The organism is Streptomyces sp. NPDC058295 (assembly GCF_042880655.1).
GTDB lineage: Bacteria > Actinomycetota > Actinomycetes > Streptomycetales > Streptomycetaceae > Streptomyces > Streptomyces coriariae.
Map to the genome: position 1 here is coordinate 257,937 of NZ_JBHVYO010000006.1, position 11,877 is coordinate 269,813.

Here is an 11,877-nt window from a genome sequence, read left to right on the forward strand (position 1 = left end):
CGGCACCCGGTGGGACACATGAGCCCGGGGGTCGTCCGGCTAGCGTGCTCCCCATGCTCCTCAGCCCGCTCCCCCTCACCGCCGACCACGACATCCCCGCGCCCCTGCTCACCGAACTCACCGCGCTCTACGCCTCCCAGCACGCGTTCCACGCCCTCAGCGGTGACTTCCCGGATCCGGACGACATCCGGCCGGAGCAGGTGGCGGCGGCGCTCGCGCGGGAGTTGGCGCACGGGGGTGTGGAGGTGCTGCTCGCCCGCAGTCAGGGGCGGCTGGTCGGGGTCGTGGTCACCCTCGACCGGCATCCCGACCCGGCCGATCCCGATCCGTGGGTCGGGTTGCTGATGGTGGACGCGGCCGTGCAGGGGCAGGGCCACGGCAGGCGGATCGTCCGGCAGGTCGAGGACCGGTTCCGGGAGGCCGGCCACGATGGCCTGCGGCTCGCCGTGCTCGACGCCAACCCCCAGGGGCTCGCCTTCTGGGCCGCCCTCGGGTACCAGGTCATCGGGCATCGGCCCGACCTGCAACTCGGCCGTCCGTGCGCGGTGTTGCGCAAGCCGCTGCGCAGGTCCCGCCGGGCGGCCCGGGTCGCCGTCGTCGATCCGCGGGGCGCCGTCCTCCTCTTCCGCTACCACAACGCCGACGTCGGCGTGCACTGGGCGCTGCCCGGCGGCGGCCTGGAGGAGGGCGAGTCGCCGCGCGAGGGGGCGCTGCGGGAACTGCGCGAGGAGACCGGGTGGGCGGACCTGGAACCGGGACCCCTGCTGTGCACCTGGGAACACGACTTCACCCGCATGGGCATCCTCGTGAGCCAGCACGAGCAGATCTACGTCTCCCCCGGCCCGCGTCGCGAACCCGGCGGGCCCGACCTCGCGGCCTCCCACGCCTCGGACGGCATCCTCGGCTGGCGCTGGTGGACGCGCGAGGAGCTCGCGCGGGAGGCGGAGCCGGTGTGGCCGCCCGGTCTCGCCCGGCTGCTCGACGCGTGGGAGGCGGAGAGCGGCCACCGCCGTCCGGGACCGGAGTGACGGCTCACGGGCGGGCGGGCTTGCCCTCCCCGTACAGCCAGTCCGCCCAGATCTCGTCGAAGTCCTCGTCCGGCGCCTGCTTCTCCACGAACGCCGTGAAGTCGTCGGTGTCGGCGCTGCCGTGCCGGTGGGCGGCGGCCCAGCCCTGGACGATGTCGTAGAAGGTGTCGTCACCGACGGTCCGGCGGATGCGGTGGATCACCATCGCGCCGCGCTGGTAGACGGGAGGGTCGGAGATGTGTGCCGCGCTCGTCGGCTTCGCGGGCGGGAACGCCCACAGGTCCTCGTACTCGTCCTCGCCGTGGTCGTACAACTCCGTGAACGTCTCCTGCGCCGTGGCGCCGCCCTCGTCCTCCGTCCACAGCCACTCGGCGTAGGTCGCCAGGCTCTCGTTGAGCCACATGTCCCGCCAGCTCTTCGGCGTGACGGAGTCGCCGAACCACTGGTGGGCGGTCTCGTGGACGAGGGTCGCGATGTCGGGGGCGCCGGGGTAGACGGGACGGTTCTGGGTCTCCAGGGCGTACTCGACGTCCTCGGGGCGGTCGACGATCGCGCCGGTGGAGGAGAACGGGTAGGGGCCGAAGTTGTACTCCGCCCATTCCATGACCTCGGGGAGCCGGGCGAGCACCGTGCGGCTCGCGGTCACCTGGGACGGGTCCACGGCGACGTACACCGGCAGCCCGCCCCGCGCCGTGGAGCGGGTGACCGTGTAGCGGCCGATCGCGAGGGTCGCCACATAGCTCGCCATCGGTTCGGCCGTGTGCCAGGCGAAGGTCGTGCGACCGTCGTCCGCCGTCCTCGCACTGCGCAACTCGCCGTTGGAGACGGCCGTCAGGCCCTTCGGGACGGTGACGGCGATGTCGTACGAGGCCTTGTCGGAGGGATGATGGTTGCCGGGGAACCAGGCCATGGAGCCCGTCGGCTCACCGAGGGCGAGCACTCCGTCCGCGGTGCGCAGCCAGCCCTCCTTCGAGCCGTCCGGGTCGGTGATCGTCCGCGGGCTGCCGGAGTAGCGGACCCGGACCTCGAAGGTCTCCCCGTCGGCCAGGGCGCCGGGCGGCCGGACGACCAGCTCCTGGCCGTCCCTGCGGAACTCGGCCGTGTCGCCCTCGACGGTCACCTCCTCGACCTTCATGCCCGCGAGATCCAGGTCGAAGGCGGCGAGGTTCTCGGTCGCCCGGGCGGTGACGACGGCGGTACCGGTGAGCCGGTTGCCGTCGGGCGTGTAGGCGAGGGTGAGGCCGTAGTGGGAGACGTCGTAGCCGCCGTTGCCCGCCTTCGGGAAGTACGGATCGCCGACGCCCGGGGCACCCGAGGTGTCCCGGGCGCGGGCGCCCGAGGTGTCCGGCGCCCCTTCGTCGTCGCACGCGGTCAGGGCGAGCAGGAGCGACGCGACGGCCACCGCAGGGACAAGGCGTACGGATCGGGACATGTCAGTGATCTTATGGGGACGGGCGGCCCCGGCGCGGGGGCGTGACACCATCGCCTACGTGCTCGACATCGGCTACGCCCTCTCCAACCGCTTCCCGGACCCGCCGCAGAAGGACTACCGGCGTGCGGACGTCCACAGCCTCCGCCACGACCTGTTCTGCGGCGACGTCTACCTCGCCGACACCAAGGCGGACCGTGAGGTGTCCACAGCCTGGGGATGGGTGCCGGTACTGGACTTCGCGTGGGCGCTGTGCGACATCGTGGAGCTGATCGACCAGGACCCGGCGGGCTCCCGCGCCTCTCGCCCGCAGTACGCGGAACTGGACTTCACCGAGTCCACCGACTGCATGCTGTTCGAGCGCCGCTTCGGCTGGGTGGACATCACGGCCGACTGGATGCCGACGGAGGAGCCCCCGCTCACCTTCTCCCACGCCGAACTCCGCCGCGAGGCCCGCGACTTCCTGCACGACCTCCTCGCCGACCTGACCGACCTGCACGAGGACCTGGCCGAGAACCCGGCGATCTGGACGTTGCAGGCGCGCTTCCCCCGGGTGCGCTAGCCCTCCACCCTGAGCCCCAGCTCGGCGGCCAACACGGGTGCCAGATCAAGCAGTTGGGCGGCGCTGATCACCGCGCCGGACAGCCGGTCCACGCCGCCCGCGAGGCCCAGTTCCACCGCTCCGCGCAGGTCCACGTCCGCCAGGGTCGCCGCGGTGAAGTCGGCGGACTTCAGGGCGCAGTCGACGAACTCGACCCGTTCCAGACGGGCGCCGCCGAAGTCCGGCTCCACCAGGACGCACGACTCGAAGACCACGTCCCGCAGCCGCGCCTGCCGCAGGTTCAGGTAGTCGATCTTGCCGCCGCGGATCACGACCCGTTCCAGGACGGCGCCGTGCAACTGGGTACCGCCCAGGCGGGCGTCGAGCAGCTCCACATCGCGCAGGGTCGCCTCCGCCAGGTCGGTGCCGACGCCCCGGATGCCGGTGAGGACCGAGTCGAGGAAGCGGGTGTGGCGCAGCCGTGTCTCGTCCAGCGCGCAGCCCGTCAGGGCGCAGTCCATGAAGCGGGCGCCCCCGCCGTCCTGCCCGGCGAGGTCCAGCTCGCGGAACTCCACGCCGTCGTAGTCGCCGTCGGGCTCCAGCCCACCGCCCCCGTACGGCTCGAGCGGCGGCAGCCGCATCTCCGGACGCCGCGCACCCTTCACCGCCGCACCGGCCCTGCCGCCGGTGCCGCCGCCGGTCCTGCCGGTTCTCCCGGTCCCAGTCCTCACCATGCCCCCATGCTGCACCCCACCACTGACAATCCCCCTGCCCCCTCCCTCCCCGGGCAGCCGGGAACGCCCTTGACCCCTTGACCTCAAGCAAGGTTCAGGTTGAAAGGTGGGATCAGTCGGGCAACCACCCGTCCCAACCCTCCGCTCCTCACCCACCACCGACGACCCGCGACCCACCACTCACGAGCCACCACCCACGGGGATCACCATGCACGCCATTCGCCTCCACGCCTTCGGTCCCGCCGAGAACCTCCGCCACGAGGCGGTCGCCGACCCGGTGCCCGGCCCCGGCCAGGTCCGTGTCGCCGTCCAGGCCGCGGGCGTCCACCTCCTGGACACCGCCCTGCGCGAGGGCCTCCAGGGCCCCGCCCCCACGCCGACCACCCTCCCCACCATCCCCGGCCGGGAGATCGCCGGCGTCGTCGACGCGGTCGGCGAGGGCACCCCCGACGGCTGGCTCGGCAGGCGCGTCGTCGCCCATCTCGGCTTCGCGCCCGGCGGGTACGCCGAACGCGCGGTCACCGACGTCGACCGCGTGCACGAGATCCCGCCGAACCTGGACCCCGCCCAGGCCGTGGCCATGATCGGCACCGGCCGTACGGCACTGGGGATCCTCCAGTTCGCCGAGCTCGGGCCCGCGTCCGTCGCCCTGGTCCCCGCGGCCGCGGGCGGCATCGGCACGCTCCTCGTGCAGTACGCCAAGAACGCGGGCGCGACCGTCGTCGGGCTGGCCGGAGGGCCGGAGAAGGTGGCCCGGGTCGCGGCGAACGGCGCCGATCTCGCCGTCGACTACACGGACACCGCCTGGCCCGCCAAGGTCCGCGCCCACCTGGGCGGCCGGACCGCCGACGTCGTCTTCGACGGGGTGGGCGGCGACATCGCCCGTGCGGCCGTCGCCCTGCTCGGCCCCGCGGGCAGGCACCTCGTCTTCGGCTGGTCCGCCGAGGGCGTCCGCGACGGCAAGGGCTACTTCGTCGAGGGGGTCTCCCGGCCGGTCCTGGGGCCCGTGATGATCGAGAAGGCGGGGGGCCTGCGGGCCCTGGAGCTCCGCGCCCTCGCCGAGGCGGCCGCCGGCCGGCTGACCCCGGCGGTACAGACGTTCCCGCTCGCCGAGGCCGCCGCCGCCCACCGGGCGCTGGAGATCCGCGGAACGGTCGGGAAAGTCGTCCTGGTGCCGTGACCGGCGGCAACCCTGCCCAGGGATGCGACATAGGAGGATTCATGGTGTTCTGTCGGAATGAGTGTCACCCGGACAGGTGAATCCTCCGCCGACACCGCACCCGATCCCCGCCGCTGGTGGGGCCTGGTGATCATCGCCCTCGCCCAGCTCATGGTCGTCCTGGACGCGACGATCGTGAACATCGCGCTGCCCTCCGCACAGGAGGACCTGGGCATCTCCGACGGCGACCGCCAGTGGGTGATCACCGCCTACACCCTGGCCTTCGGCGGCCTGCTGCTGCTCGGCGGCCGCATCGCCGACCTGGTGGGCCGCAAACGCACGTTCGTCATCGGGCTCATCGGCTTCGCCCTCGCCTCCGCGCTCGGCGGGGCGGCCACCGGCTCGGCCATGCTGTTCGGCGCCCGCGCCCTCCAGGGCGTCTTCGCGGCCGTACTCGCCCCTTCCGCGCTCAGCCTCCTGACGACGACGTTCACCGACCCCAAGGAACGCGGCAAGGCCTTCGGCATCTACGGCGCGCTCGCCGGCAGCGGCGCCGCGATCGGCTTCATCGTCGGCGGCCTGCTCACCGAGTACCTGGACTGGCGCTGGTGCCTGTACGTCAACGTGCCCATCGCCGTCGTCGCCGTGCTCGGCGCCCTCGTGCTGCTCCACGACCGCCCCGGCCACGCGGACGTCCGGCTCGACGTGCCCGGCGCGGTGCTGGGCTGCGGCGGCCTGGTCGCGATCGTCTACGGCTTCAGCGAGGCCGAGCCGCGCGGCTGGACCGACCCGCTGGTGCTGGGGCTCTTCGCGGGCGGGATCGTCCTGCTCACGGTGTTCGTGTGGTGGCAGACGAAGGCGCGGGTGCCGCTGCTGCCCCTGCACATCATCAAGGACCGCAACCGCGCGGGCTGCTTCCTGACCATGGGCCTCGCCATCATCGGGATGTTCGGCCTGTTCCTGTTCATGACCTACTACCTCCAGGTCATCCTCGGCTACTCCCCCCTCAAGACGGGCCTCGCCTTCCTCCCGCTCACCCTGGCGATCATCATCGGCTCCACCCAGATCTCCGCCCGGCTGATGAACCGGGTGCCGCCGCGCATGCTGATGGTCCCCGGCATGCTGCTCGCCTCGGGCGGCATGGTGATCCTGACCCAGATGACGGTGGACTCCTCCTACGCCAGCGAGATCCTGCCCGCCCTGCTCCTGATGGGCCTCGGCATGGGCCTGACCTTCATGCCGGTCTTCTCCACGGCCACCGCCGGGGTCGCCCCGCAGGACGCCGGTGTCACGTCCGCCACCGTCAACACCTCACAGCAGGTGGGCGGCTCCATCGGCACCGCGCTGCTCAACACGATCGCCACCACCAGCAGCACCGCTTACATCTCGGCCCATCTGACCGGCCCCGCGCGCCGGGCCGAGGTCGCCGCGGAGGCCACCGTGCACGGCTACACGGTCGCCATCTGGTGGGCCGCCGGAATCATGCTGCTGGCCGGCCTGGTGGCGGGCCTGATGGTCACCACCGGCCCGCCCAGACACGCCCCGGCGGCGGCCGTACCGGAATCGGTGGGCTGACCGCCCCGCACGACGGCCCCTGCCCCGACCCCTTACGGTTCCCGGCCGCCCTCGCGACCCCGGCCCCGGTCCGCACGTCAGCACACCCACCCGCATGCCCGCACACCCGCCGCACCCGCACCCACACCCGCACCCACACCCACACCCACACCCAACGGTCGCCCCCGCGCGCCGCCCGCCCGGAGCGCCGCGTCAGTGGCGCCCCGCCACCCGGTCCGCGAGCCGCGCCAGCCGTGAGGACCCCGCCGCGTGGCGCTCCGTCTCCCGCCGGTCCGCCGCCCGGTAGGTCGCGTACATGCCCCGCACCCCCAGCCAGCGCAGCGGCTCCGGCTCCCACCTGCGCACCTTGTGGCCGACCCAGGGGAGGTCGGTGAGGTCCGTGCGGCCCTCCTGCCCGGAGTCGAGCCGCACCAGGTCCCGCAGGGTCCGCGCGGCCAGGTTCGCGGTGGCGACACCGGAGCCGACGTAACCGCCCGCCCAGCCGAGGCCCGTGGCCCGGTCCAGCGTGACCGTCGCGCACCAGTCGCGCGGCACGCCCAGCACCCCGGACCAGGCGTGCTCGACCCGCACCCCGGCCAGCGCCGGGAAGAACCCGACCAGGATCTCGCGCAGCGCCCCGGCGGTCTCGAGCTGCGTGCGTCCGTCGTTGTCCGTCCGCGAGCCGAAGCGGTAGGGCACCCCGCGCCCGCCGAGCGCGATCCGGCCGTCCGCCGTGCGCTGGGCGTACATGTAGGCGTGCGCCATGTCGCCGAGCGCCTCCCGCCCCGACCAGCGGACCGCCGCCCACTGCTCGTCGGTGAGCGGCTCGGTGGCGATCATCGAGGAGTTCATCGGCAGCCAGGTCCGCCGCTCACCCTTCAACGCGGCCGTGAACCCCTCCGTGCAGCGCAGCACGTAGGGCGCCCGCACGGTCCCGTACGGCGTCACCGCCCGGCCCGGGAGGATCTCCGTCACCGGGGTCGACTCACGGATCTCCACCCCCAGCGCCTCCACGGCCGCCGCGAGCCCCTTGACCAGCTTCACCGGGTGCACCCGCGCCCCGTGCGGGGTCCAGCTCGACCCCACGGCGCCCGCCACCCGCACCCGCTCGGCCGTCTCCCGGGCGCCGTACAGCTCACGGTCCCGCTCCCCGTAGGACAGCTCGTGCGCGTGGAAGTCCTTCAGTCGCGCCAGCTGCGCGGGGGTCCGGGCCACCTCCAGCACCCCGCCCTGGTGGACACCGGCGTCGAAGCCCTCCTCCGCCACCGCCCGGACGACCTCGTCGACGGTGTCGTTCATCGCCCGCTGGAGCCGTACGGCGGCCTCGTGGCCGTGCAGCTTCGCGTAGCGGTCCCGGCCCGCGATGCCGTTGTACAACCAGCCGCCGTTGCGGCCCGAGGCGCCGTATCCGCAGAACCTCTGCTCCAGGACGGTGATCCGCAGGAAGGGCGCCGCCTTCTTCAGGTAGTACGCCGTCCACAGGCCCGTGTACCCGCCGCCGACGATCACGACGTCGGCGGAGGCGTCACCGGCGAGCGGCTCCCGCACCGCCGGAAGGCCGTCGTCCGCGTACCAGAAGGAGATGCCGCCATTGACGACGCCGTCCACGACACCGCTTGCCGAGCTGCTCATGGCCGGACGTTAACCCGGCGGCACAGGCGCTGTCTCCTTCGGATTCCGTACTCTTTCGCGCCCTGTGACCAGCGGATAACACGCCAGCCCGATGAGCACGGAGACGAAGTGGCCGAGGTCCGTGAACGTCGGTCCGGCGGTCAGCGGGAAGCCGTAGAAGACGAGCACGGCCGCGAGATACCCGTACCGCCAGGGCGGACGGATCCGGTAGACGAGCACCGCCACCACTCCCGACAGCGCGTAACTCACCCCGACGTCCAGGGTGTTGACCGCCGACTGCGGGGCGAGCCCGTCCCGGATCGCCTTCGCCAGCGCCCCCTCGCTGATCAGCGTCGCCAGCACGTGCGCGGCCGCGCACACCGCCAGCCATCGAGCGGTGCCCAGCCACCGCTCGGCCTGGGCGTGGAAGACGGAGTACAGCACCGCGTACGGCAGCCAGTACCCGCCGTCGACCCACATCGCGCTCGCCACCAGCACCCGCACCGGGTGCCGGGAAAGCTCGTGGATGTTGGTGGACCGCTGCCGCAGGAACTCCTGCTCGAACTCCGGCGACATGTGGTGCAGGGCCACCGTCGTGACGAACAGGACGGCCAGCCACACATGGGTGCCGGGCGCGCCGCGGACGTGCGCCCACACCGCCCGCCGGACGCCGGAAACCCCGCAGAGCCGTCTCACCCGGCCCAGTATCGGCGAATCGCCGGTCGCGGGCATCGGAAAGCCCAGGTCGCACAAGAAGCTGACCTGGGCTTTTCAGAGAGCCCCCTGTCGGATTCGAACCGACGACCTGCTCATTACAAGTGAGCTGCTCTGGCCAGCTGAGCTAAGGAGGCATCGCGCACCACCGCGCGCACGCGAGGGCGGCTCCACTGTACACAGCCGCGCTTTCCCCGGGCCACGGACTTCCGGGGTCCGCGCGGCTCTGACCAGCGGGCGGCTCCGCCCCACTCGAAAGTTTCCGCGAAGTTCACATGCCTGCGGGTACTGACAGACGGGGAAACGCCAGGTACCGTCCTGACCCAGTTCGCTCATGTGGACTACACCAACCACCTTCCTACAACGGATCGTCCGGCACGTTCCTGCCGGTAGAAGGGGGCCCTTCACCATGGCCACTGTCACGTTCGACAAGGCGACCCGGATCTACCCGGGTTCCACCAAGCCCGCCGTCGACGCTCTCGAGATCGACATCGCGGACGGCGAGTTCCTCGTCCTGGTCGGCCCGTCCGGCTGCGGCAAGTCCACCTCGCTCCGCATGCTCGCGGGGCTCGAGGACGTCAACGGCGGTGCGATCCGCATCGGCGACCGCGACGTCACGCACCTGCCGCCCAAGGACCGGGACATCGCCATGGTGTTCCAGAACTACGCCCTCTACCCGCACATGTCGGTCGCCGACAACATGGGCTTCGCGCTCAAGATCGCCGGCGTCAACAAGGCGGAGATCCGGCAGAAGGTCGAAGAGGCCGCGAAGATCCTCGACCTCACCGAGTACCTGGACCGCAAGCCGAAGGCCCTCTCGGGTGGTCAGCGCCAGCGTGTCGCGATGGGCCGCGCCATCGTGCGTGAGCCGCAGGTCTTCCTCATGGACGAGCCGCTGTCCAACCTGGACGCCAAGCTCCGCGTCTCGACGCGTACGCAGATCGCCTCGCTGCAGCGCCGCCTCGGCATCACCACCGTCTACGTCACCCACGACCAGGTCGAGGCCCTCACCATGGGCGACCGCGTGGCGGTCCTCAAGGACGGTCTGCTCCAGCAGGTCGACACCCCGCGCAACATGTACGACCGTCCCGCGAACCTCTTCGTGGCCGGCTTCATCGGCTCCCCGGCGATGAACCTCGTCGAGGTGCCGATCGCCGACGGCGGCGTGAAGTTCGGCAACTCGGTGGTCCCGGTCCAGCGTGACGCGCTCGCCGCCGCCACCGACAAGACGGTCACCGTCGGTGTCCGCCCCGAGCACTTCGACGTGGCCGGCGCCGACGCCGACACGGGCCTCGCGGTCGTCGTGAACGTGGTCGAGGAGCTCGGCTCCGACGCCTTCGTCTACGGCACCGCCAAGGTCGGCAGCGAGTCGAAGGACCTCGTGGTCCGCGTCGGCGGCCGTGACGTCCCGGAGAAGGGCAGCACGCTGCACGTCGTCCCGCGCGCGGGCGAGACCCACGTCTTCTCGACGTCGACGGGTGCGCGTCTCTCCGACTGACCCGGTTTGAACCCGGGTGATTCACCCGAGTTGACGAAAAGGGCCCAGCAGCCTGCTGCGGGGCCCTTTTCCCTGCCCGCGAAAATCCCCGGCACAGCGGACATTTCAACCGGGGTCCGTCAACCCCTTACCCAAAAGGGAGCACGGCTTCATCCCCCGTCCGGGTGACTGAATGTCGCCAAATCATTACTGCACGCTACCCTCTCACGCGTGAAGCACTCCGCGAACCACTCCACCACCCAGCGCACGCGCCGCGGCCAGGGCGGCCCAGCCCGCCGTATCGGCCGCTCGCTCGCCCTCGTCCTGCCCGTCGTCATGGTGCTCTCCGGGACCCTCGCGGTCACCCGGGTCAACTGGTCGGGGAACCCCTCGGATTCGGTGCTCACCGCCTCCGACGTCTCCGCCGCACAGCAGTCCTCGCACGAGGCCGCCAAGGCCCCGCAGGACGTGCTGCGCGACCAGTTGCTGACCGAGCTCCAGGAGAAGGATCCGGGCGTCGCCCTGACCCATCTCCAGGCCGCCGTGAACGGCAAGCCGTCGCTGGCGAAGCACTGCTCCTCCATCGCCCGCGCCCTGGGCCGGGCGGCCGTCCGCGTGTACGGCCCCTCGCGCGCACAGTCGTACTCCCGCCCGGTGTGCGACACGGCCTTCGCCTCGGGCGTCCTGGCGGCCCGGGGCTGAGCCACCGGGCCGCCGGGTCGGCCCGCAGCGACCGGGGCGTGCGGTTCCCTCCCGTCGGGGGAGCCGCACGCCCCGCAACAAGCGGCACGTACAGTGCGGGCATGACCGATCCGCACGCCGTGTCCCGCCCCACGCAAGCCGTCATCCTGGCCGGTGGCCAGGGGTCTCGGCTGCGTCCGTACACCGACGACCGGCCCAAGCCGATGGTCGAGATCCCCGGTACGGGGACGCCGATCATCGGCCATCAGCTCGTCTGGCTCGCCGAGGAGGGCGTCACCGACGTCGTCGTGTCCTGCGGCCACCTCGCCGAGGTGCTCCAGGACTGGCTGAAGTCGGCCGACCTGCCCGTCAAGGTCACCACCGTCGTCGAGACCGAGCCCCTGGGCCGCGGCGGCGGGCTGAAGTACGCGGCCGCCCACCTGCCCCACCCCGACCGGCCCTGGTACGCCACCAACGGCGACATCTGGACCCGCTTCTCGCTGCGCGAGATGGCCGACTTCCACACCGAGCGCGACGCCATAGCGACCCTCGCGCTGGCGCGGCCGCGCATTCCGTGGGGTGCGGTGCAGACGGACGGGTTCGGCCACATCACGGACTTCATCGAGGCGCCGCCCACCACCTACGAGATCAACGCGGGCGTCTACGTCTTCTCCCCGGCGTTCGCCGGCCTGCTGCCCGAGCGCGGGGACCACGAGCGGACGACGTTCCCGCACCTCGCCCGCGAGCGGCGACTGGCCGGGTTCCCGCTCCCGCAGGGGGCGTACTGGCGGGCCATCGACACCGCGAAGGACCTCACGGAGGCGGCGAAGGAACTGGCGGCGCTGAGCCGCTGAGCGAGTGGAGCGGCTCAAGCGGTTCGTCGTCGACCGCCGGCCCGGTGGGGGCTGGTCGCGCAGTTCCCCGCGCCCCTGAACGACCGAGGGTGCCG

At 72.2% G+C, this 11,877-nt stretch carries 11 protein-coding genes and 1 tRNA gene; 7 read left to right on the forward strand and 5 right to left on the reverse strand.

What is annotated here, in order from left to right:
- Window positions 1-53 precede the first annotated feature (53 nt).
- Complete coding sequence (locus ACFVYS_RS09330; protein WP_389500300.1) at window positions 54-1,028, forward strand: GNAT family N-acetyltransferase; 975 nt, start codon at window positions 54-56, stop codon at window positions 1,026-1,028.
- A gap of 4 nt (window positions 1,029-1,032) precedes the next feature.
- On the opposite strand, the gene ACFVYS_RS09335 is transcribed toward ACFVYS_RS09330, so the two are convergent.
- Complete coding sequence (locus tag ACFVYS_RS09335) at window positions 1,033-2,460, reverse strand: M1 family metallopeptidase (RefSeq protein ID WP_389500302.1); 1,428 nt, start codon at window positions 2,458-2,460, stop codon at window positions 1,033-1,035.
- Window positions 2,461-2,518: 58 nt separating this feature from the next.
- On the opposite strand from ACFVYS_RS09335, the gene ACFVYS_RS09340 reads away from it, so the two are divergent.
- Complete coding sequence (locus ACFVYS_RS09340; RefSeq protein ID WP_389500344.1) at window positions 2,519-3,019, forward strand: hypothetical protein; 501 nt, start codon at window positions 2,519-2,521, stop codon at window positions 3,017-3,019.
- On the opposite strand, the gene ACFVYS_RS09345 is transcribed toward ACFVYS_RS09340, so the two are convergent.
- Complete coding sequence (locus tag ACFVYS_RS09345) at window positions 3,016-3,732, reverse strand: pentapeptide repeat-containing protein (RefSeq protein WP_389500304.1); 717 nt, start codon at window positions 3,730-3,732, stop codon at window positions 3,016-3,018. The two genes, ACFVYS_RS09340 and ACFVYS_RS09345, sit on opposite strands and share 4 nt — an antisense overlap.
- 208 nt (window positions 3,733-3,940) lie before the next feature.
- Between ACFVYS_RS09345 and ACFVYS_RS09350 the strand changes: the two genes are divergently transcribed.
- Both ACFVYS_RS09350 and ACFVYS_RS09355 read left to right on the forward strand, forming a co-directional pair.
- Window positions 3,941-4,912: a zinc-binding dehydrogenase gene (locus ACFVYS_RS09350; protein ID WP_389500306.1), complete on the forward strand. Its 972-nt coding sequence runs from the start codon at window positions 3,941-3,943 to the stop codon at window positions 4,910-4,912.
- A gap of 57 nt (window positions 4,913-4,969) precedes the next feature.
- Complete coding sequence (locus ACFVYS_RS09355) at window positions 4,970-6,466, forward strand: MFS transporter (RefSeq protein WP_389500308.1); 1,497 nt, start codon at window positions 4,970-4,972, stop codon at window positions 6,464-6,466.
- A 192-nt stretch (window positions 6,467-6,658) separates the two neighbouring features.
- Here ACFVYS_RS09355 and ACFVYS_RS09360 read toward each other — a convergent pair whose 3' ends face one another.
- From ACFVYS_RS09360 to ACFVYS_RS09370, 3 genes are all read right to left on the reverse strand, one after another.
- Window positions 6,659-8,077, reverse strand: a complete 1,419-nt coding sequence (locus ACFVYS_RS09360) for an NAD(P)/FAD-dependent oxidoreductase (protein WP_389500310.1) — start codon at window positions 8,075-8,077, stop codon at window positions 6,659-6,661.
- Window positions 8,078-8,086: 9 nt separating this feature from the next.
- Window positions 8,087-8,752, reverse strand: coding sequence for a rhomboid-like protein (locus ACFVYS_RS09365; protein ID WP_389500312.1), 666 nt, complete (start codon window positions 8,750-8,752; stop codon window positions 8,087-8,089).
- Window positions 8,753-8,833: 81 nt separating this feature from the next.
- Window positions 8,834-8,907 (reverse strand) — tRNA-Thr (locus ACFVYS_RS09370).
- Window positions 8,908-9,179: 272 nt separating this feature from the next.
- Here ACFVYS_RS09370 and ACFVYS_RS09375 point away from each other — a divergent pair.
- The 3 genes from ACFVYS_RS09375 (at window position 9,180) to ACFVYS_RS09385 (ending at window position 11,782) form a co-directional block, all read left to right on the forward strand.
- A complete protein-coding gene (locus tag ACFVYS_RS09375) occupies window positions 9,180-10,268 on the forward strand; it encodes an ABC transporter ATP-binding protein (RefSeq protein ID WP_020130312.1) in 1,089 nt (362 codons plus the stop codon).
- A 210-nt stretch (window positions 10,269-10,478) separates the two neighbouring features.
- Window positions 10,479-10,949, forward strand: a complete 471-nt coding sequence (locus ACFVYS_RS09380) for a hypothetical protein (protein WP_389500314.1) — start codon at window positions 10,479-10,481, stop codon at window positions 10,947-10,949.
- A gap of 101 nt (window positions 10,950-11,050) precedes the next feature.
- Entirely contained in the window at window positions 11,051-11,782 is a 732-nt protein-coding gene (locus tag ACFVYS_RS09385) for an NDP-sugar synthase (RefSeq protein WP_389500316.1), read from the forward strand.
- Window positions 11,783-11,877: the final 95 nt, after the last annotated feature.

Coding starts and splice junctions, on each gene's coding strand:
- ACFVYS_RS09330 (WP_389500300.1), top strand. CDS start 54: ATGCTCCTCAGCCCGCTCCCCCTCACCGCCGACCACGACATCCCCGCG.
- ACFVYS_RS09335 (WP_389500302.1), bottom strand. CDS start 2,460: ATGTCCCGATCCGTACGCCTTGTCCCTGCGGTGGCCGTCGCGTCGCTC.
- ACFVYS_RS09345 (WP_389500304.1), bottom strand. CDS start 3,732: ATGGTGAGGACTGGGACCGGGAGAACCGGCAGGACCGGCGGCGGCACC.
- ACFVYS_RS09350 (WP_389500306.1), top strand. CDS start 3,941: ATGCACGCCATTCGCCTCCACGCCTTCGGTCCCGCCGAGAACCTCCGC.
- ACFVYS_RS09355 (WP_389500308.1), top strand. CDS start 4,970: ATGAGTGTCACCCGGACAGGTGAATCCTCCGCCGACACCGCACCCGAT.
- ACFVYS_RS09360 (WP_389500310.1), bottom strand. CDS start 8,077: ATGAGCAGCTCGGCAAGCGGTGTCGTGGACGGCGTCGTCAATGGCGGC.
- ACFVYS_RS09375 (WP_020130312.1), top strand. CDS start 9,180: ATGGCCACTGTCACGTTCGACAAGGCGACCCGGATCTACCCGGGTTCC.
- ACFVYS_RS09385 (WP_389500316.1), top strand. CDS start 11,051: ATGACCGATCCGCACGCCGTGTCCCGCCCCACGCAAGCCGTCATCCTG.